This window comes from Rhodococcus sp. UYP9, from assembly GCF_040547235.1.
Classification (GTDB): Bacteria; Actinomycetota; Actinomycetes; order Mycobacteriales; family Mycobacteriaceae; genus Rhodococcoides.
In genome coordinates, this window is record NZ_JBEPPH010000001.1 from 1,225,031 (window position 1) to 1,244,501 (window position 19,471).

Sequence of the window (19,471 nt, forward strand, 5' to 3'; positions counted from 1 at the left end):
TCGAAATCTCAGGTACAAACACACGCGGCAGTTATGTCACTGTGACGTAAGTTCCCTATCGAAAACCGAAAGGACACGAATGATGTTGCTATACAGCATTATTCACCTATCGCGCTTTCGGGAGGCTCAAGGTTGTGACTATCGCTCACTGTTGACGCACATACCGGTGCGTCATCGCGGTCGAACGACAAAATTCGGTGCATGGAGGTTGAGGTAGCAGTGTCGACGCTCGTCACAGGAGTCACATTGGACTCCTTCGATCAACTACCGAAGCACACGCGGCGGTGTCGTTTCTGGGTGCTCGATCCAGCGAGGACCCGAGCCGACGGTGAGTCACTCGATTTGGAGTTCGAGAACGAGGCGTGGCTTTCGATGGTCATGCTCGAGTGGGGATCCTGCGGACAAATGCTGTCGGTCGGATCGGAGATCGTGGGATGCGCGTTGTATGCGCCTCCGGGCGCAGTACCTCGGTCCACCACTTTTCCGACGTCACCTGTCAGCGCTGATGCCGTGTTGCTGACAACGTTGAGAATCGAATCGGATGTCGATCGGGAGGGACACTCGGCCTCGCTGATTCAGGCGGTAGTCGCCGATCTCGTCAATCGTGGCGTCCGTGCGCTCGAGGCATTCGGGATTCGTCGAACTGCGGAGGACGAGGCGGTCGGTCCGCGGGCGACGATGTCGTTGACGTGTTCGGACACGGAATGCATGATCGACGCCGACTTCTTGGAGCAGGCCGGATTCGAAGTGGTCGCACCGCATCATCGATATCCGCGACTTCGACTCGAATTACATCGCGATCATGGATGGAAGGAAGACGTCGAGTCGGCCCTCGAGCGATTGCTGATTGCGGCCAGTTTGACCGCGGTAGAGATCGAGCACAAGGAAACCGTCGGAGTCAGATGAGCGGAGGTTGCTGAGCGCGACCTCCGTCAGCTCCGATCTGCAGCAGCTAGCTCCTCGGCGAGGAGTTCAGCGAAGGTGAATGTTCCGGTGGGCTGATCGTCTTGACCCAACAAGTACAAACGCTTTACCGAGATGAGAATTGCCTCGGCGATGATATCCCGGGATCGGGGATCACTGAGAACATCGACGTCGGAAGTGTTTGTCAGATAACCCATGTCGACTTGCACCGTCGGCATGTTGGTAAGCCGCAACAGATCCCAAGTTCGCCCATGGCTGCGGCAATCGAGTAGCGGAGTACGGGCGACGATTTCGCGTTGTATGTAGCCGGTGAGGATCTGGCCGATCAAGGACGCCGAACCGTGTGAGTTGCCGAAATGGAAACTTGCCACTCCGTTCGCGGCTGGATTCGGGCTCGACGCACAGCGAAGTGAAATCATCAGGTCCGCATTGAAGCCATTGGACGTCTCGGCACGCTCGGCAACACTTGGATTGGTTCCACGTGCACGGGACAGAAACGTCTCCATCCCGGTGGCGGCCATTCGACCCTCGAGGCGACTGGCGACATCCCAGAGAATTTCTGCTTCGGAGATTCGGCCGAACATGCCGTGGACTATGCGTCCGGTATCGGCGCCACCGAGATCGGGGTCGATCACGATGCGCTTGCCAGTCAATTGTGGGCCGGCCGCTCGGACGAGTTCTTGTTCACTGATGGCGTGTGGTGATCCGCCCGTGACACGTGTACCGAGCAGTTCGAGCGAACGCAGTGTTGCCGGACCGCAAATGCCATCTGGGGACAAACCGATTTCCCGTTGGAAAGAGGAGAGCCCTTCGTGAGTTTTAGGCCCGAAGTATCCGTCGACGCGCTCGCTATAGAAACCCAAGTCCTGCAGCCGAGTCTGGAGGGTCGCAATATCGTCCCCGTACAGAGGAGCCGAGAGCTGGTAGATGAGAGTCCGAGCTCCGAGCCGGTACGAAGCTTCCTTCAGAGATCGGTAGGTAGCTGGTCCTACGACACCGTCGACCAGTAAGCCTCGATATTGCTGAAAGGCGCGGACGGCGCCACCCAAGGATTCATCGAAGTCGGATGCGGGTGGAGTCCAGTGCGTCGAATCGTTCGCGGAAGATCGATCTGTTTCCTCCACCAGAAATCCGAGCGAGACAAGCGTGCTCCGAACCTCCGCGACGGCGGGTCCAGAATCGCCGTGACTGAGTCGGTGCATACAGTTGACCTTCCGATCTCGAGATTGATTGCTGCAACGACTGTATCCGCAACCCCGGAACGGGGAGTTCCGATTCGGGGTTGGGTCTATACAAAAGTCGATGTGCCGAGCTTGTCGGCACATCGACCAATTGTCGCAGAAAGTGACCGTCAAGCCCCAATCCGCCAGGTAGAGCCGACGGATCGCGGCGGTGGTGACGGCTACTGCTCAGGCGTTGTCTGCCTGATCACAGGACCGCTTCGAGGTCCTTGAGAAGTGCTGCTTTGCCCTTGGCGCCGACGATTTGCTTGATCGGCTTGCCACCCTGGAAAAGGATCAGGGTCGGAATCGACATGACCTTGAAGTCACGAGCCGCCTGTGGGTTCGCATCGATGTCGAGCTTCGCGATCGTCAGCTTGTCCGAGTGTTCGGCCGCGATCTCCTCGAGTACCGGGGCCACCATCTTGCAAGGCCCGCACCATGTGGCCCAGAAGTCGACGAGAACGGGCTTCTCGCTGCTGAGCACGTCGTCGACGAACGACGCATCCGTGATGGTGACGGTCTTCTTGTCGTCGGACATGTATTTCTCCTGGTTGTGTAGTAGTTCGGGAACGAAATTCAGGCGTTGACGACGTCTACCGGCTGGTCGGCGTGCTCGAGCGTGTTCGAGGAGATGTCGCCCTGCTCGGCGAGCCAGCGCTCAGCGTCGATGGACGCAGTGCAGCCGGTTCCGGCCGCGGTGATTGCCTGCTGGTAGACGTGATCGACCAAGTCACCGGCGGCGAACACTCCGGGTAGCGACGTGGTCGAGGATGGCGAGGCGACCTTGACGTAGCCTGCGTCGTCGAGTTCGACCTGGCCCTTGACCAGCTCGTTGCGCGGATCGTGACCAATAGCGACGAACATTCCCGTCACCTCGAGAGTGGTCTTCTCTCCGGTGATCGCATTCTCGAGTGCTACCCCGGTGACCGAGGTCTCGCCCAGGACTTCGAGAACGTTGGTGTCGGTGAGGAAGCGGATCTTGTCGTTGGCCTTTGCGCGCTCGAGCATGATGCGCGACGCACGGAATTCGCTGCGTCGATGGACGATGGTGACGCTGCGTGCGAATCGAGTGAGGAAGGTTGCCTCTTCCATGGCCGAGTCCCCGCCACCGATGACGGCAATGTCCTGATCGCGAAAGAAGAATCCATCACAGGTGGCGCAGGCGCTGACACCGCGTCCGAGCAGCTTTTCTTCACCCGGTATACCGAGGTATCGCGCAGCGGCGCCCATCGCCAGGATGACCGCGCGTGCCTGATAGGTCTCGCCGCCGGCGGATACGGTTTTGATCTCGCCGCTGAGGTTCATCTCTTCGACGTCTTCGGTACGAATATCCGCGCCGAACCGCTTGGCTTGCTCGCGCATCTGCTCCATCAGGTCCGGTCCCATGATGCCTTCGCGGAAACCTGGGAAGTTCTCGACGTCCGTGGTGGTCATCAAAGCGCCACCGAACTGAGTTCCCTCGAACAGAATCGGCTGGAGTTCAGCCCTGGCTGCGTATACACCGGCGGTGTATCCGGCCGGTCCCGAGCCGACGATGATGAGATCGTGAACCTGTGGGGTTGTCATGCGGACCTTCCGATCGAATGTGCTGTCTACCGATTGCGTTGAAACAAAAGTCGAGGGGCATAGTTCTGGTGCGCCCGCCGGTTATGTCAACACCAGCGTAAAGGGTGTTGTTCCCCGGTAGTTCTCCTGCGCATCCGAGATCAGTTCAGATCGCGACGGACCAGTGTCTGCGGGTTACCGTCTCCGCAATCCGCGCCCACCACGAGTACGGTCATGCCGTCCATCGGAAAACGCGGCACGACGAGCAGGGTTGCGGATCGTCCGTCGACCTGTACCGGAGTGGCTGCGAGCAGAATTGCTCGAGGGTCGAAGCCGTTGGCCGCCAGACACTCTGGAAGATTGCCGGCGTCCTTCAGTTCGGTTGGATCCTGTCGGCCGAGGAGGTCGCGGACATCGGCGGAGTTCAAGCCGCTCGAATCGAGAACCAGGCTGGGTGGATATGCCGGTGCGGCTACCGTGTCGGGGTCGGTCGGCCCACTCGGGCGGGCGAACAGCAAGGCGGAAAGCGAAGCGACGATCGCGGCCGCAGCAGCGATACCGATACCCGTATAGGCCCACCGGCGTGAATAACGACCGGGTCGGTCACCGAACGAGGATTCCTGCTCGGACATCAGCGCGCGATCGATCCTCTCGGCGACGTCCGGAGGCATCGGCTCACCGGAGTCGAAGTCGCTTCCGAGTGAGCCGAGACGGGCAGAAAGCGCGTCGAGAGCGGAGATGACCTCCATCGCTCTCGGATCTTGTCGAACGAGAGGCCAGAGCTTCGCACTGACCGACTCGTCGAGTACGCCTGCATGGAGATCCGCCAACAGGTCGGGTGAGTACGGAGCGACGGGTAGAGGCTCGGTTCCGTGCGATGCCACTTCGGTCTCCTCCCAGCGCAAGCTCTACCCACGGCCCGTCTTGTTTACGGGGCAATCGTGCCTACACATGGTAAGACGCGCCGAACCCGCTAACGGTTCCCTTCGTACCGCAAATACTCGAGTTGTATTACTAATTTCAACCGTCCGCGGGCGCATCGGCTCTTGATCGTGCCGGTGGGTACACCGAGCATGCGGGCGGCATCTGCAACCGAGTAGCCCTCCATGTCCACTGCCACGACGGCAGATCGTTGTTCGGGTGGCAACGACATGAGTGCCTTGTGGACCTCGATGGAGGTCTCGGCGGCAGACATCTGATCCCGACCGTCGACCGGTTCGATGTCGTCCTCGTTGGTGAGCGACACGGTCGGTCTCGAACGGTTACGCCGAATGCGGTCGAGGCATGCGTTGACAACGATCTTGTGTAACCAACTGCGTACAGCTGCATCGGCCCGGAACGTGGCGGCGGTGCGGTGGGCTGACAGGAGTGCTTCTTGCAGTGCGTCGGCTGCGTCCTCGTTGGTATAGCTGGTTCGGCGTGCGGTCATCCAAAGGTGCTCATGATGTCGATGTACCAGCGAAGTGAACGCATCGGCCTCCCCGGCCACGTGCGCACTCAGCAATTCGACGTCGGAGCGTCCGCCGAGAAGACCCCCGACAGCCCAGTCCTTATGTAGATCCCCCATACGAAAACGGCTCCCCCCGTATTACCGCATTGTCGGAGAGCCTAAGGCATAGAGACCGTCGAGTACGAAACGTCCCCCGAACCGAGACGTTCGCAGGTCGACGGCGGGTGAATCAGGAGTCGTCGTCAGGGCTGCGCGGTGAAGCCGAAATCAGCGATCGTCGATTGGTTACGGCCGCCGTCGTTGCCGAGTCCGGTAATCCACAGCAGAACATGCGTCGTGGGCTCGGAAACGGTCAGCGGGATGTCGGTGACGCCGTTCCCGAGCGTCGCCTGCCCGATGACGGTGGTATCACTGAGACTTGCGGAATCGCTTGGGGCAGAACGGATTTCGACAACGGTACCCGGAGAGGGCGAGTTGACGAAGGCGCTGGTGAGGACCTGCGAAGACGGCAGGGTTGCGAGTAGTCCTACGCCTTCCTTGAGTGACGGGAAGGGCTGGAAGTACGCGTCCGTGGTCCAGGTGGAGCTGGGGTTTCCGTCGATCGCGTTGCCTGCTGAACCGGCGTTGTCGGCACTGCCCTGAGGTGAGAACACCTCGACCGAGTCGATCGCTGTCGGAGCAGCTGCTGCCGGCGGCGCGACGTCTTCTGCACCAGGTGTGGCAGGGGCGGTCGCGCTGGTGGTGAGACCGAAGTCCTGCTGCGTGAGCGGCTCGTCGGAGCTGTCACCTGCGAGGAATGTGAAGAGCCAGTAACCCGCGAAACCGAGGACGATGACAGTCAATGCGCCCAACACGACAAGCGCGATGTTGGTGCGCTTCGACCGCAATTGTTGAGCGGCTATTTCCGCAGGGTCGGCCAGCGAGTGGCCGGAGGCACCCGGCGCACGCTGACCGAGGCGCAGTGCAGGCATCAGATCGGTCTTGTCGTTGATGACTGCAGCCTGATCCAGCACATGCTGGACGGTCGCAGCCGTACGAATCCCACTGTTCTGCTCGAGTGCACGGACGGCGACTGCCGAGATCTCGAAGGGCACGTCGGGTCGGATACGACGCGGCTCGATGGCGTTGCCGCTCTCGTCACGGTCCGCAGGACGCATGCCGCCTACCGCTCGTGGCGATGAATCCGAATCCGAACCGGGAGTCTTTCCAACGGCGTCGGCGAGAGGCCAACGCGCCGTGATCAGGGCGTACAGCATCGCGCCGAGCCCGCGAACATCGGAACCCGGGTCTGCATCGGCCAACGTCGCCGGGAATGCGAGAACTGCGTTTCCGCTGGTGCTGATCCGGACGCGGTCCGGATGGTCGATCGACAGTGCTCCGCCGCTTCGGTGTGCGGCTTCGGCGGCGGCAGCGAGGGCCTTGATGGCCCGAGCCGCGCCGGTCGGCGATGGAACGGTGTCGGCCATTTCACGTAGCGAACGACCAGGGGTCCATTCGGCGACGACGATGCCGCCGGAGCTGCCCCGGACGACGTCGAGAACGCGAGCAAGACCTGGGGAGTTGATCCGCCCCAGTCGCAGGGTGCGGGACAGGATTGCCTGAGGGCCCTCGGGACGGTCGGGCGAGAGCGAGGACGCTTGCTGGTCGGCGTCGACGAACGTCAAGGCCACTTCGCGATCCAACTTGACGTCGTGGGCCTGCCAGAACTTGAGGCCACGTGCTCCACCGTGCGGGGTGAGCAGACGGTAGCGACCGCCTGCCACGGAAGCACCCGGGATGAGCTTGGGGCCGCGAAGAGACCGTGCAGGTTCGGAACCCGGTCCGACGGGTGGCAACGCTGGTGATCCGACTGGAGCGGCACCGGAGTCGTGTGCGACGACTCGGCTGGACTTCACCGGGGCGGTGGTGTTCTTTGCGTCCGAATCGACCTTCACGTCCGAAACAACCTTGCTGGCCGTCGGAGTTTCCTTGGAGTCGGCCTTGGCCTGCTCGGTCTTCTTCTCGGCAGATGCTTCCGACGTCGTGGCCTCGGTTGCATCGACTGCTGTGGAAGGTTCCGCTTCCTCGGGTGGTGACGACTTCTTGAACGGTGAGGGCATCTTGGTAGGCGTGGTGGCCTTGGTAGGGGTGGTGGGCTTGGAAGGCTCGAGCTTGCCCGACGCGTCTTTGGCGCGATCGTCCACCTCGACACCGCCGGCATTTCGCTGGGTGCCTTTCACTGTGGACTCGGCCGGCCCCCCAGCCATATCGTCGTCGGTCACTCTCACTCCTTCACGCGTCTCTGCCCCGAGTTGTCCTACATATCGTCCCGTCGCATGTCGCAGCGGCTGTTGTGCCGCCGGCGGACCTGAGGTGTACGGGGTCCCGGTCTGCCGCGGTCCAGCGTACGGGAGTGGTTGGGGAGAATTCTCCCATGCACGGCCCGAGCCGACGACCGCTATGTGTTCGGTCGCATCGAGGTCGGCCGTTTGCGTCGGATCGGGGGTCTCGATCGTCTTGCCGCGGAAACGTCGAACCAGTTTGCTGACGGCGACGGTCACTGCCAGGACCTCGGGAATCCGGCCGAACCAGAGGATTCCGAAGGTTATCGACAGCATCAGAACGGCGCAGAGGCCAACTCGGAGCATTGCACCGACGGGTCCCAGTGCGTCGGTGATGTTGCCGAGATCGGCGATCCGGTCGATGGCCAGCATGGCGGTGCCACCTGCGGCCGATGCGATCAGGACCATCCAGATGGTCTTACCGATATTGATCATCCGCAGGTTGCCGAGACTGCGATGGAGCAGGAAGCCACCGATGCATGCACCGACCACGAAACCGAGTCCGTTGGCGACACCGAGGATCAGCACCACCTGCTCGTCGTTGCTGGCCAGCATCGGTGCCAAGGCCGACAGCGCGATCTTGACACCCGTGATTCCGAGGATGATCCAGGTGGGAGTCCATGCCTGTTCTCTGGCGTAGAACACGCGCAGATGGATCAGGACGAGGGCGTACGGGATCAGCGTGAACGCCGACCAGCTGACGGCTTCGCCGAGCCGACTCGCATCGTCGGCGAAGTTTCCGAAGCCGAACAGTGCCTCGCCGACCCATGGGCCGGCGAAGGTCAAGAACACTACGATCGGCACCAACGCGACCAGTGTCAACCGGGTAGCCACCGACAGGTCGTCCACGACGGCCGGAGTGTCTCCGTCGGCTGCGTTACGACTGAGCCGCGGCATGATGGCGGTCAGAACGGTGACGCCGAGGATGCCGTAAGGAAGTTGAAGCAGGATCCATGCCTGGGAGTAGATCGCCGGACCTGCGGCGTCTGCTTCGGCGGAGATCCTGGTGGCGAACACGAGCCCCGCCTGGCTGATGACGACGTAGAGGATGATCGCGGCAGCCATCCCGCCGAAGGTCTTGAGTCGGGCGTCGATTCCCCACAGTGGTCGAAGGTCGACCTTTTCTCGACGTAGTGCCGGGATCAGCGCTACGACCTGGGTGATCACACCTGCGGTGACACCGAGTCCGAGGATGAGGACGTGGGGGTCACTGATCCGCACCGGATCGAGGGATATCTCGCCCGGCACGAAGAAGTAGAGGGAGAAGATCCCCAGCACAACCAGGTTGTTCCAGACCGGCGCCCACGCGCCGGGTCGGAAATTCTGGCGCGTGTTCAGGATGGCGGTAAGCAGGCCCGAGAGTCCGTAGAACAGGATGGCGGGCAACAGCAGGTACGACAGCGCGGTGGTCAGATCACTGCTGACCTTGGCATTCTCGTCGATCAACATGCGGCTGAGCAGGGGGGCGCTGATGGTGGCGATCAACGCGACGATGGCCAGCATCGAGAATGCGATGGTGAAAAGCCGTCGAACGAACGACGCTCCACCGTCGGAATCCTCCATCTCGGCGCGGACCAGAACTGGAACGACGATGGCGCTGAGCACGGCACCGAGAACCAGTTCGGAGATCATGTTCGGGAGGATCGTCGCCGAGGTGAACGAACTCGCGATCGCGCCGCCGAGAATCCCCAGCATGACGATCTGCTTGAAGAACCCGGTGATGCGGCTGACGAGCGTTGCGATCGCGATGGACCCCGTCGCGGCCAGCAGGGAACTCTGTTGCTTTTCGGTGACCGGCGGCTCGGCCGGACCGGGAGAATGCGTCGGCTCTACGACAGGTGGGTAGTCCTCGTCACGGAAACGAGGAATCAACTGCGTGACGGAATTGTCCGGGGCAGGTCCACCATCCGGGGACGGCGGTGCTGGATAGCTCCGCATCTCCCGGAACGGACCGCGGGGAGCCGGCTCGCGTTCCCAGGGTGCCGCTGACGGCTCCAGGGTTCGGCGGAAGACCTGCGCTGCGGGCAGCCGCGTGCGTGGGACGTCCCCCTCGTACGGGATGTTCCCGGTCATGGTCGTTCGTACCCTTCGTCGGCCGGGTCTGGTTGATCCCTGAACCTGTGCCACAGTCGGCGTCCGGCAAGCAGTAGCAAAAGAACACCTGCGCAGACGGTAATGATGGCCAGCGCTTGTCCGTACGCATTCGACCGTACGGACACTGTCGACGCTTCGCCCAATTGCTGCCCGTCGAGGGTGGTCAACGAAAAGTCGACGGACAGGTTGCGGCTGTCGTCGACCTCTGCCGGAACGGTGATCGTACGGCTACCTCGAGGTGGAAGCGCGGTGGCGCCGACGTCGGTGATGCGCATCTCGGGAGGCGCATCGACATCCAACCGCACGTTGATGCCTACCGGCAGATCGTTCTGCGCGACCAGAAGCAGGGGACTCTGCTCCGACGCCAACGTGTAGACCCCGCCTGGGGCGAGGACCGTCACCGCGTCGAACAGCGCGTCGACGCCTTCCTCGGAACTGCTCGTTCGGATACTCGCCATCTCGGCTGCATCGGCGGGGTCGGTGTCCTTACCTGCCGAGGTGAGCGCGCGCAGCAGGTCCTCCTTCAGCGGCGCCGTGTACAGCCGCGGTGTCAACGGCAGTTGAGGGTCGTCGATCAGGGATCCGGTCAAGGATTCGATCCGGCCACTTTGGATGCGGACACGATCCTCGTTGTTGGTGTCCCTGCCTGCCTGCTGGACAGTTCTGGCTTCGACGGGCATCCCGGTAGGCAGCTCGGCCAGCAGTTCGGTGAACGGTCGCGGTGAAGCGAGGCCGGAGCGCAGCATCGAGGAGATCGACGACAGAATCGCGGCGGGCTCGTCACCGTCGGCGCTCCAGTTCTGCGGTGGTGCAATCGTCAAGTTCCGCGGGGTGCCGTTCGGCGGAGTGAGAGCGTGATAGACGACGGCTCCGACGGCGTCCTGCAGGCGGGCGGTTCGTGAGTCCTGCTCGAGGTCGAAACGTTGATCTTCCGGAGTGAAGTCAGGGGTCGACGGCTCGGACCCGACAGCTGCGAGTGCGGTGGCGGTGGCTGCGTCGAATACGGCGGCCTTCAATTCGGCGTCGACGCTACTTCCGCCGGTGACCAGCGCAACTCCGCCTGCCGCTGCGGGGGCCACGCTGTTGTCGGCGACCAGGGCAGTCCGCGGCCCGACGGAGCGCACCGTTGCCGCGGCGCGGGCGCCGAGCTGGCCGGAAGAACTCCAGACGACGTCGGGGACCGAGGTCACTCCGAGGATCGAGTCCACGATGGTCGACGGAGAGTCGAGCGCACTCGATACCAGTGATGCGTCGCCGACATTGCCGAGTGCGTCGAGATCGACCTGGGCGAATGGAACGGTGGTGACGCACATCGAATCGGCCAGTGGCTCGAGCCGGGAAAGCCAACTCGCGGCGGCGTCTCTTCCGGTCCCGTCGCGGGCCGCGCCACGTGGATCGGCCGGATCGTCGACCACCAGATAGCCCCGAGCCATGTTGGCGACCGTGACCAGGAGGTCGGGATCGATGGCCAGGCACATGCTGTCGGCGAGGCGGTTCTCTGGATCGAGTTGGTCGCTCGTGGCGTACTCGACGGCCGCAAGTAGCTTGTCCAGCCGACCACCCGTCGCGAGTTCTTCGGCAAGCTCGTCGTCGACGAGTCGGACCTTGTCCTCGAGTGACCCCGGGATTCCCGCAGCGAGTCGGGGCTTGTCCGCCAGCGGCCACATCACGGTCGTCGCTATCGGGCTCGACGTGCTCGGTGGGAGCGCGATGGCGTCGGGGGCCGTCGGGTCCGGCGCGGTCGGATCACGCGGAACTCCGGCTACGGGTAGCAGGAAACGGGCGTCGTCGAGTCGCGCGGTGCCGCCGTACTCGGGTGTGCCGTTGACGTTGAGTAATAGCGGGTACACCCCTGGTGCATCGATGCCCAGCGACGGCCCCAGGGTGCTTCGCAGCGGTAACGACACCACGAATTGGGTGCTCGCACCGCGCTCGAGGCTCTCTGCGACGTCCTGGAACTCCCCGACCGCCCCGAACTGCTCTTGTTCGAGGGTCAGCGACGTACGAAGCTTCTCGGGCCGGTCGACGGCGTCAGCGCCCTGCATCCGGACGCTGATGTCGTCGACGCGTCGGTCGCCGGTGTTGGTGACGGTGGCGCGCACGGTCACGAACGGTTCACTGGTGGTGGTGACGGTGGCGGGTGCGACGGTGTCGATGGACAGCTGAAGGAACTGAGTGCCCCGGCGAGTCTCGGGGAGGTCGCTGTCCTCCGATTGGTAGGTGAGATCCGCCGACGTCGACGGGTCGCTGTTCCACGGCTCCTGCGCGATCGCCGTCGCCGGCGTCAAGGCAGCGGCCGGCGCGAGGACAAGCAGGAATGCGGTCAATGCCGCCGCAGTGACCCTGGTACGCCGCACGATCACTCCTTGCCGGCGGCGGTAGCGCCAGGTGTCTTGGGAGGGCTGGGTGTCTGCGAATCGGGTCGATGCATGTCCTCGATGAGCCGATGGGCGATGGCGGCCAATTTTCGTTCGTCGGCGTACGCGAGCCGCGACTGGAGTTCGCTGAGCGGGACCCAGGCCACTTCGGTGACCTCGATGTCTTCGTCGGACAGTTCGCCGCCGAGGAAACGCAGCAGGTAGTGGTGGACGGTCTTGTGGACGCGGCGACCTTCGGTGACGAACCAGTAGTCGATACTTCCCAGCGTCGCCAGAACCGAACCCCGGATTCCGGTTTCTTCGGCAACTTCACGCATGGCGGTCTGCTCGGCCGTCTCGCCCTGTTCGATGTGGCCCTTCGGGAGCGACCACAGCAGCCGACCTCGGCGATCGGTGCGTCCGATGAGAGCGGCGCAGCGTTTTTCGGGCGGGCCGTCGAGACCGTCCACGACCAGGCCGCCGGCAGAAGTTTCGCGCACTGTGCGGAGTTTGGGCTTGTCGCTGTCGACGCGTGCGTTTCGCCGCCGCGGGTTGCGGCGGCTCCGGTTCGCACGTTCGCCAGCAGACACCCAATCCATACTAGTTGGAAAAATGAGGCGATCTCTCCTCCCGCACCGAGACGGGCGTACTCGTGATCACTACCTCTCGCCTAGGCTCTGTCAACGTGGCCGAACAGTCTCCAACACCCCGACATTCCGACGCGAGCGACGACCGGCGGGAAAGACTGATGGCGGCGGCCGCGTCGACCCTCGGAGAGTTGTCCGGCGTGCTGAGTCCGCTTGCCGATCGCTTCGCGGCTCACGGGCACGAGCTGTACTTGGTCGGTGGCAGTGTCCGCGACGCGGTCCTCGGTCGTTTGTCCGGCGATTTGGACTTCACCACCGACGCGCGCCCCGAGGTGGTGCAGCAGTTGCTGTCCGGTTGGGCCGACAATCAATGGGACACCGGCATTGCGTTCGGGACTATCAGTGCCGCGAAGGACGATCAGCTCATCGAGATCACCACCTTTCGCACCGACTCGTACGACCAGGTCTCGCGTAACCCGCAGGTTCAGTACGGAACCAGCCTCGAGGAAGACCTGATCCGACGCGATTTCACCGTCAATGCGATGGCGGTTCGGCTCGGCGCGGACGGGTTGCAGGAGTTCGTCGATCCGCTCGGTGGGATGGACGCAGTGCTCGAAGGGCTTCTCGATACGCCGTCCACTCCAGAGAAGTCGTTCAACGACGACCCGTTGCGGATGTTGCGCGGGGCGCGATTCGTCTCGCAGCTCGGCTTCACCTTGATGCCGCGCGTGCACGAGGCCATTTCGAACATGGCGGGTCAGATCGAACGGATCACCGCTGAACGCGTCCAGGCAGAGCTCGACAAGTTGCTGCTCGGTGACTACCCCATCGACGGCATCGACGTGATGTGCGAGACGGGTCTCGCGGCGTACGTGCTGCCGGAGGTGCCGGCGATGAAGCTCGAGATCGACGAGCACCACCAGCACAAAGATGTGTACTGGCATTCGTTGACGGTGTTGCAGCAGGCCATCGACCTCGAGGACGGTGACCCCGACCTGGTATTACGTTGGGCTGCACTACTTCACGACATCGGTAAGCCGGATACGCGAAAGCACGAGCCGGCCGGTGGTGTCAGCTTCCACCATCACGAGGTCGTCGGGTCGAAGATGGTGCGCAAACGTATGCGCGCGCTGAAGTACTCGAAGAGAATGATCGACGACGTCTCGCAGTTGGTATTTCTGCACCTTCGGTTCCACGGCTACGGCAAGGGACAGTGGACCGATTCCGCGGTCCGACGCTATGTCACGGATGCGGGAGAGCTACTTCCTCAGCTGCACAAGCTCGTTCGCGCCGACAGCACCACCAGGAACAAGCGTCGAGCGGCGGCGTTGCAGGCGACGTACGACGATCTGGAGGAGCGGATCGCGCGTCTCGCCGAACAGGAGGATCTGGCCAGAGTGCGCCCGGATCTCGACGGCAACGCCATCATGGACTTGCTCGGTATCGAGGCCGGCCCGGACGTCGGGAAGGCCTGGAAGTTCCTCAAGGAATTGCGGCTCGATCACGGGCCACTCCCCCGTGAGCAGGCCGAGGCCGCGTTACTCGAGTGGTGGAAGACGCAATCGGTCAGTTGAGGTCGGCCTTCATCAGGTACACGTTGTAGCTGTCCCATTCCGATATTGCGAAATACAGCTCTCCGTTTTTCGACCACGGGTGCATGAATCCACCGTAGGCTTTCGGATACTCCGCAGTCCGAATCAGAGTCGACGGCGCGGTCCACTCTCCCTGAGGTGAATTTGCTTCGCGGAGAACGATATTGCCGGCGATCGGGTCGAGATAGGTCATCTGCCACAGGCCGTCGTGGAAGCGGACCGATAGCTCGGCCGAGATGCCGTCGGCGATCGGGGTTGCCTCGTTGGAGTCCACCGGCGCCCAGGTGCCGTCGACCCAGTATTGGTAGGCGGTCTTGTCGAGGACGTCGCCCTTCGGCACTCGGGCCAAGCCGACCGTGCCGATCCGACCGTTGACGGTGCCGAACATGTAGACGAAGTCTCCGGCGGGAACCATGGTGGACACCTGGAACTTGGAGAAGCCGAACATGTTGTCCCACCTGGCATATGGATCCTTGACCCAGGTGGAGCCGTTGTCGTCGGAGTAGGCGATGCCACCGTAGTTGGTCCACCACATACCCGGGACGACGCTCCAGCGGCGGATGGACATGTACGACATGTACTGCCGATCCCCTAAGGCGAATCCGGACGTCGGAATGACCGTCGTCTCCCAGTTCTTGATCTTGCGACTGTTGAGCAACTCGGCTGCGTGGCAACGGGAATCCTGCACCATGCTGTCGAGAGTCAGGCCGTCGGACAGGTCCGTATCGGTGCTGTGGCCGAGGACGTTGCTGCGCCAGTCGTCGCCGCCGACGACTCCGTACTCCCAGCTCTTGCCGAAGGAGTCACCGAAGGCCACGGCCACCTCGCCTGGCTTCGATTCCCACATGATGCCGAGGTCGGTGCCGTCGACCTGCCAGCGCTTGTCCGTTCTGTTGACCGAACCCTGGCCGGTCATCTGTGAGATCACCGAAACGGTGCCCACCAGAGGCTGTTTCGGTGCTGGAGAAGTCGGGCCCGCCTCGGCTGGATTCACGACGGCGGGAGGTGCGGGTAGTTGCGGTACCTGCGGTGCTGCGGGCGGGCCGGGGATGGGAATGGGGATGGTCTCCGGTTGCGGGTCGATCTCGATGCGAGGGAACGGGAGATGTGCAGATCCGGTCGCGTCGGCGGGTTCTTCGGTGGTGTCGGTGAGATCGGGGCACGGGTCCATGCAGGGATCGGGCAGCGGGTCCGCGTCGACTCGGGTGTTGTCGGGTTCGGGATCGGGCACCGGGACCAGTTCGACGGAGGGATACGGCACCGGGATGACGAACTTGTCCGGTAACGACGGTACCGGCGGCAGCACGGGCGGAGAGTTGGGATCGACTGGCTCGGGTGGATAGTCCTTGGGATCGAAGCCGGTCTCTCCGCATTGATTGACCGGGGCGGGCGGGGCCGCGTTCGCCGGTGCTGCCAGCACGCTGCTCGACACGAGGGCGAGCGCGCATCCTACGACGATCGATCGGGTACGCATCTTCGTCCTTAGGGCCGGCGAGAAACGAACAGACCGTACGGTCCTGGAGAAAGGTATCACTGTGACGAGCCGCGAGCACGACGGTTGTTGAGGGTGACGGCGAGCAGGCCCAGCACGTAGACCGCTACCCCGGCGTAGACGACGGCGTGCGCCGACGCCTCTCCGGCCAGGTCGGTCGATCCGGCGCCCACCGCGAACGCGGCAGCGGCGAGCGAGACGACGAAGGCGATGTTGAAGACGGTGTCCTGCAGGGCGAAGACGCGTCCGCGATGGTCGTCGTCGATGTCGGTTTGCATCGACGCATCACCGGTGAGCTTGACAGTTTGTCCGGCGACGCCGAGCAGGAAGGCGCCGAGGAGCAAGCTCGTCTGGGTCATGGTGGCAATGAACGTCGCCTGGACGACTGCGGCGAGGATCAACGCCCCGACAATGGACCGCACTCGACCGAATCGTGGAAGGACGAACGGGGTCAGGACTGCGGCCAGGAGCATTCCCGCTGCTGTTGCTCCCACGGCGATTCCGAAGCCGGCAAGCCCGCCGGGGAGTGAACTCGAGCCTTGCTCGCGAAGGATGAGCACCATGATCAGGGTGTCGGCACCGAACACGATGCGGTGCGCGCCGATACCTGCCAGCGCCGCCGTGACCGTCGGAGATCGCCACACCGCTGCAGCACCGGAACCGAGACCTGCGGCAATGTCGGCGATTGCCCGTAGTGCGGCGTGCTCGGTCGGTTCGGCAACCGTGGCAGGCCCGAGTGACTGTGGTGCGAACCGAGCTGCGGCGATCGTTCCGACAATGGATCCGACTGCCGCTGCGCCGACGGCCACGCCGGATCCGAAGTCTCCGGCTCCGAAGAAGGAGATGATCCCGACGGCAGTGCCTGCTCCGGCAGCGGCAAATCCCGATCCGATGGTCGCGAGCAGTGAATTCATCGGAACCAGCCACGAGGTGCGCACCACGTGGGGCAGGGATGCCGATACTCCGGCGAGTACGAATCTGCTCAATCCGACCGTGGTGAGTGCCAGCAACAGCAGCGGGGTCTCGCCACCACCCGTGCACAGGAGAAGCGAGGTGGTCGCGATGAGGATCATGCGGAGGACGTTGGCCCACAGCAACACCGCGCGCCGATCCCATCGGTCGAGCATCGCGCCCGCGAAGGGACCGATGACCGAATACGGAACCAGCAGGACGGCGAATCCTGCGGCAATGGCTACTGGATTGGATTCGCGTTCCGGGTTGAACAGGATCGCTCCGCTGAGCGCGGCCTGGAACAGTCCGTCCCCGAACTGACCGGCAAAGCGGATCGCGGTGAGCTTGCCGACGCCGGGCGATGTGCGCAGCCGCATCCGCAATGTTTCTTCACTCACTTGCCGCATATTAGCCCCAGGGAAGGGTGCGGTTCAGCCGAGCATCGTCAGGACACCGGGGCTACGTGAATCGACTTCCACCACGCGAGAGTGCTCGCTGCCCCTTCTTCGAGTGGCGTGGGATGGAGGCCGAGGAGCGCTTCGCTTCGGGTGCTGTCGAGCCGGTAGGGGTGTTGGAATTGGTAGAGAGTGTCGCCGAGTTCGCGGATCTGCCCGGGGACGACGCCGAGAGTTCGGATCAGCCAGGCCGGCAGTGTGCCGACCCGAGGTGCGTCGACTCCGGCTGCGCGGGAGAGGAGTTCGATCATCTCTCGCTGGGAGACCGCGAGTGCGGTGGGAGCATGAAGGAATGTGTTCCATAGCGTGGGGTCTGCTGCGGCCGTGATCATTGCCGCGGCGAAGTCCGGCACGAAGGTGAAGGAATGCGGTATCTCGGCGTTCGCGAGAACTCGAATAGTTTTGTGGTCCAGGATGTTCGGCACGACACGTTCGCCCATGTGTGCGGTGCGTACCCGTGGACCGTAGAAGTCGGAGGCCGCGACGCTGATCGTCGGTGTCGAGTGGGCGTCACGGGCGGCGAGTAGTCCGGTTCGGACGCCGAGCTTGCGGTAGGTTGCGTTGCGCGGCAGGTCCTCTCGAATCGTTCCGTCGATCTTGCCGTAGGAGTAGAGGCTCTCCGGGAAGACGACGACGGTACCGGCGGCCGCGTCGAGGACTTGCTGTTCCATGGTTGGGAGTTGGGCGCGCCAGGCTTTGTCGCTGTAGGCGACGTGGGTGCAGTGATAGATGGCGGTGGCGCCGCGGAATGCGTCGCGGAGGTCTCCGGTCGTGATGTCGACCTGGCGTCGTTCGATCGAGGTGTGTTCGGGTCCGGATCCGGAACGAGTGAGAATGCGTACCGAATGTCCCTGGGCGGCAAGCTGTTGCGCGACGGTCCATCCGACGGGCCCGGCTCCGGTGACGACATGTAGTGGGTTCACGGTAACTCTTTCCATCGAAAGTGTGAGCGCTGCTCTCTGTTCTTTCGAGTGTGCGCCTGCTCGAATCGAAAAGCAAGAGCAGTGCTCTCCAAAACGCTCAGCGCTCTAGTATAGGGAGCATGACCACTCCCCGTGAACGAGCGCGCGCTCGGACGCTGGCCGACATCACTCGCATCGGACGCGAACACCTCGCAGTCGATGGGGCTGCGGCACTGTCACTACGGGCCGTCGCGCGGGACCTGGGTGTCGTGTCCTCGGCGGTGTATCGCTACGTCAAGAGCCGCGATGAACTGCTCACCCTCCTCGTCGTCGACGCGTACACCGAGCTCGGTGACGAGGTGGACGAGGCCGTGGATGCACTGGACTCGCCTATCGAGAAATTTTTGGTACTCGGGCGGACCGTGCGTGCATGGGGTCTGCGCGAGCCGGCCGGCTATGCGTTGCTGTTCGGAAGTCCGGTGCCCGGATATCACGCGCCTGCAGAGCACACGACCGGTCCCGGCACCCGGGTCATCGCCAAGCTCGTCGAAATTTTCGACGCGGCCTGGCGCTCCGGCAGGTTGGTCGAACGGCCGACCACGGTGTCGCTGACCGGATTGCACCAAAATTTTGTCGAGGTTCGTAACGAAATGGGCACGAATATGCCCGACGAAGCGCTGGCCCGAGGAGTGCTGGTGTGGGCGTCGCTGTTCGGTGCCGTGAGTTTCGACGTCTTCGACCAGTACGGATCGTCGACTTTCAGCGCCCGCGACCAGCTGTTCGAGCATCAGCTGGCACTCTTGGTCGAGCTTGCCGGGCTGACGTAGCGCCCGAAAACGCGTGGCATGCCATGCGTTACAACGGGTGGTCGGCGGTGCCACAATGACTCCATGGCGTCGCATGCAGAAGAACCCGAAGACCAGATGGCATCGGTCGATCAGGCGGTGCGCCCGGGGAGCTTGTTGGTATCTTCGATCGAACTTGTCGAGCCCACGTTTCGTCGAACCGTGGTGTACGTGATCGAACACAACGACGCGGGTAGCTTGGGCGTGGTCATCAACAGGCCGAGTGAGACTGCAGTACAGAATGTTCTGCCGCAGTGGACGGAATTGGCAGCTCGACCGAAGGCGCTGTACGTCGGCGGACCGGTCAAGCGTGATTCGGCCCTGTGTCTGGCCACGGTCCGAACCGGCGTCGCCATCGACGGTGTCCCCGGAATCAGACGCGTCGACGGCCGGGTGGTGATGGTCGATCTCGATTCCGATCCGGCAGAGATCGAATCCCTCGTCGAGGGCGTCCGAATCTTTGCGGGATATTCGGGTTGGACATTCGGCCAGTTGGCGAGCGAACTCGAGCGAGAAGACTGGATTGTCGTATCGGCCCTGGCATCCGACGTCATCGGAGCTCCGCGGCAGGATCTGTGGGCGCACGTCCTGCGCCGTCAGCCGATGCCGTTGGCGATGCTGGCCTCACACCCGATCGACGTTACGCGGAACTGAGTACGCTTCGCTGCGCTCGGACCGCTGCGGCGAACGAAATCAGCAGTAGCGCACTAATATTCAGGATGAGAAGGCGTCG

General features: G+C 63.1%; 15 protein-coding genes. 4 read left to right on the plus strand and 11 right to left on the minus strand.

The window, feature by feature from the left end:
- The first annotated feature begins 219 nt into the window (after window positions 1-219).
- Window positions 220-906, plus strand: coding sequence for a hypothetical protein (locus ABIB36_RS05685; RefSeq protein ID WP_084348345.1), 687 nt, complete (start codon window positions 220-222; stop codon window positions 904-906).
- 26 nt (window positions 907-932) lie between these two features.
- Here the strand turns inward: ABIB36_RS05685 and ABIB36_RS05690 are convergent, their stop codons facing one another.
- The 8 genes from ABIB36_RS05690 to ABIB36_RS05725 all read right to left on the minus strand — a co-directional run bounded on the left by ABIB36_RS05690 (window position 933) and on the right by ABIB36_RS05725 (window position 12,513).
- The gene (locus tag ABIB36_RS05690; RefSeq protein ID WP_084348263.1) at window positions 933-2,126 is read right to left on the minus strand and encodes an N-acetylmuramoyl-L-alanine amidase; all 1,194 of its coding nucleotides are present in this window, start codon (window positions 2,124-2,126) and stop codon (window positions 933-935) included.
- Window positions 2,127-2,352: 226 nt separating this feature from the next.
- Window positions 2,353-2,685, minus strand: coding sequence for a thioredoxin (gene trxA / locus ABIB36_RS05695; protein WP_084348264.1), 333 nt, complete (start codon window positions 2,683-2,685; stop codon window positions 2,353-2,355).
- Window positions 2,686-2,723: 38 nt separating this feature from the next.
- The gene (trxB, locus tag ABIB36_RS05700) at window positions 2,724-3,713 is read right to left on the minus strand and encodes a thioredoxin-disulfide reductase (protein ID WP_084348265.1); all 990 of its coding nucleotides are present in this window, start codon (window positions 3,711-3,713) and stop codon (window positions 2,724-2,726) included.
- Window positions 3,714-3,853: 140 nt separating this feature from the next.
- Entirely contained in the window at window positions 3,854-4,576 is a 723-nt protein-coding gene (locus tag ABIB36_RS05705; RefSeq protein WP_084348266.1) for an RsmA family anti-sigma factor, read from the minus strand.
- 89 nt (window positions 4,577-4,665) lie between these two features.
- Window positions 4,666-5,259 carry an RNA polymerase sigma factor SigM gene (gene sigM, locus ABIB36_RS05710; protein WP_084348267.1) on the minus strand — a complete coding sequence of 198 codons (594 nt, stop codon included), beginning with the start codon at window positions 5,257-5,259 and terminating at the stop codon, window positions 4,666-4,668.
- 125 nt (window positions 5,260-5,384) lie between these two features.
- Window positions 5,385-9,536: a lipid II flippase MurJ gene (locus ABIB36_RS05715; protein WP_354560341.1), complete on the minus strand. Its 4,152-nt coding sequence runs from the start codon at window positions 9,534-9,536 to the stop codon at window positions 5,385-5,387.
- The gene (locus tag ABIB36_RS05720; protein WP_502944908.1) at window positions 9,533-11,917 is read right to left on the minus strand and encodes a DUF6049 family protein; all 2,385 of its coding nucleotides are present in this window, start codon (window positions 11,915-11,917) and stop codon (window positions 9,533-9,535) included. Before ABIB36_RS05720 ends, ABIB36_RS05715 begins: the two co-directional genes overlap by 4 nt.
- A complete protein-coding gene (locus ABIB36_RS05725; RefSeq protein WP_084348270.1) occupies window positions 11,917-12,513 on the minus strand; it encodes an NUDIX hydrolase in 597 nt (198 codons plus the stop codon). The genes ABIB36_RS05720 and ABIB36_RS05725 overlap by 1 nt, the downstream gene beginning before the upstream one ends.
- Window positions 12,514-12,662: 149 nt before the next feature.
- Between ABIB36_RS05725 and ABIB36_RS05730 the strand changes: the two genes are divergently transcribed.
- Window positions 12,663-14,075: a CCA tRNA nucleotidyltransferase gene (locus ABIB36_RS05730; RefSeq protein WP_354560611.1), complete on the plus strand. Its 1,413-nt coding sequence runs from the start codon at window positions 12,663-12,665 to the stop codon at window positions 14,073-14,075.
- Here ABIB36_RS05730 and ABIB36_RS05735 read toward each other — a convergent pair.
- Genes ABIB36_RS05735 through ABIB36_RS05745 form a run of 3 tightly spaced genes read right to left on the minus strand, consistent with a single transcriptional unit; the run spans window position 14,068 to window position 17,914 of the window.
- Window positions 14,068-15,567 (minus strand): glycoside hydrolase family 183 protein, encoded by a 1,500-nt coding sequence (locus ABIB36_RS05735; RefSeq protein ID WP_084348273.1) that lies wholly within the window; start codon window positions 15,565-15,567, stop codon window positions 14,068-14,070. The two genes, ABIB36_RS05730 and ABIB36_RS05735, sit on opposite strands and share 8 nt — an antisense overlap.
- Before the next feature lie 56 nt (window positions 15,568-15,623).
- Window positions 15,624-16,943 carry an MFS transporter gene (locus ABIB36_RS05740; RefSeq protein WP_502944902.1) on the minus strand — a complete coding sequence of 440 codons (1,320 nt, stop codon included), beginning with the start codon at window positions 16,941-16,943 and terminating at the stop codon, window positions 15,624-15,626.
- 38 nt (window positions 16,944-16,981) lie between these two features.
- Window positions 16,982-17,914: an NAD-dependent epimerase/dehydratase family protein gene (locus ABIB36_RS05745; protein ID WP_354560336.1), complete on the minus strand. Its 933-nt coding sequence runs from the start codon at window positions 17,912-17,914 to the stop codon at window positions 16,982-16,984.
- Window positions 17,915-18,033: 119 nt separating this feature from the next.
- Between ABIB36_RS05745 and ABIB36_RS05750 the strand changes: the two genes are divergently transcribed.
- Both ABIB36_RS05750 and ABIB36_RS05755 read left to right on the plus strand, forming a co-directional pair.
- Window positions 18,034-18,720 carry a TetR/AcrR family transcriptional regulator gene (locus tag ABIB36_RS05750; RefSeq protein ID WP_084348351.1) on the plus strand — a complete coding sequence of 229 codons (687 nt, stop codon included), beginning with the start codon at window positions 18,034-18,036 and terminating at the stop codon, window positions 18,718-18,720.
- A gap of 63 nt (window positions 18,721-18,783) precedes the next feature.
- Window positions 18,784-19,392 carry a YqgE/AlgH family protein gene (locus ABIB36_RS05755; protein ID WP_084348275.1) on the plus strand — a complete coding sequence of 203 codons (609 nt, stop codon included), beginning with the start codon at window positions 18,784-18,786 and terminating at the stop codon, window positions 19,390-19,392.
- The last annotated feature ends 79 nt before the right edge of the window (window positions 19,393-19,471 follow it).

Coding starts and splice junctions, on each gene's coding strand:
- ABIB36_RS05715 (WP_354560341.1), bottom strand. CDS start 9,536: ATGACCGGGAACATCCCGTACGAGGGGGACGTCCCACGCACGCGGCTG.
- trxA (WP_084348264.1), bottom strand. CDS start 2,685: ATGTCCGACGACAAGAAGACCGTCACCATCACGGATGCGTCGTTCGTC.
- sigM (WP_084348267.1), bottom strand. CDS start 5,259: ATGGGGGATCTACATAAGGACTGGGCTGTCGGGGGTCTTCTCGGCGGA.
- ABIB36_RS05750 (WP_084348351.1), top strand. CDS start 18,034: ATGACCACTCCCCGTGAACGAGCGCGCGCTCGGACGCTGGCCGACATC.
- ABIB36_RS05755 (WP_084348275.1), top strand. CDS start 18,784: ATGGCGTCGCATGCAGAAGAACCCGAAGACCAGATGGCATCGGTCGAT.
- ABIB36_RS05730 (WP_354560611.1), top strand. CDS start 12,663: ATGGCGGCGGCCGCGTCGACCCTCGGAGAGTTGTCCGGCGTGCTGAGT.
- ABIB36_RS05740 (WP_502944902.1), bottom strand. CDS start 16,943: ATGCGGCAAGTGAGTGAAGAAACATTGCGGATGCGGCTGCGCACATCG.
- ABIB36_RS05690 (WP_084348263.1), bottom strand. CDS start 2,126: ATGCACCGACTCAGTCACGGCGATTCTGGACCCGCCGTCGCGGAGGTT.
- ABIB36_RS05725 (WP_084348270.1), bottom strand. CDS start 12,513: ATGGATTGGGTGTCTGCTGGCGAACGTGCGAACCGGAGCCGCCGCAAC.
- ABIB36_RS05735 (WP_084348273.1), bottom strand. CDS start 15,567: ATGCGTACCCGATCGATCGTCGTAGGATGCGCGCTCGCCCTCGTGTCG.
- trxB (WP_084348265.1), bottom strand. CDS start 3,713: ATGACAACCCCACAGGTTCACGATCTCATCATCGTCGGCTCGGGACCG.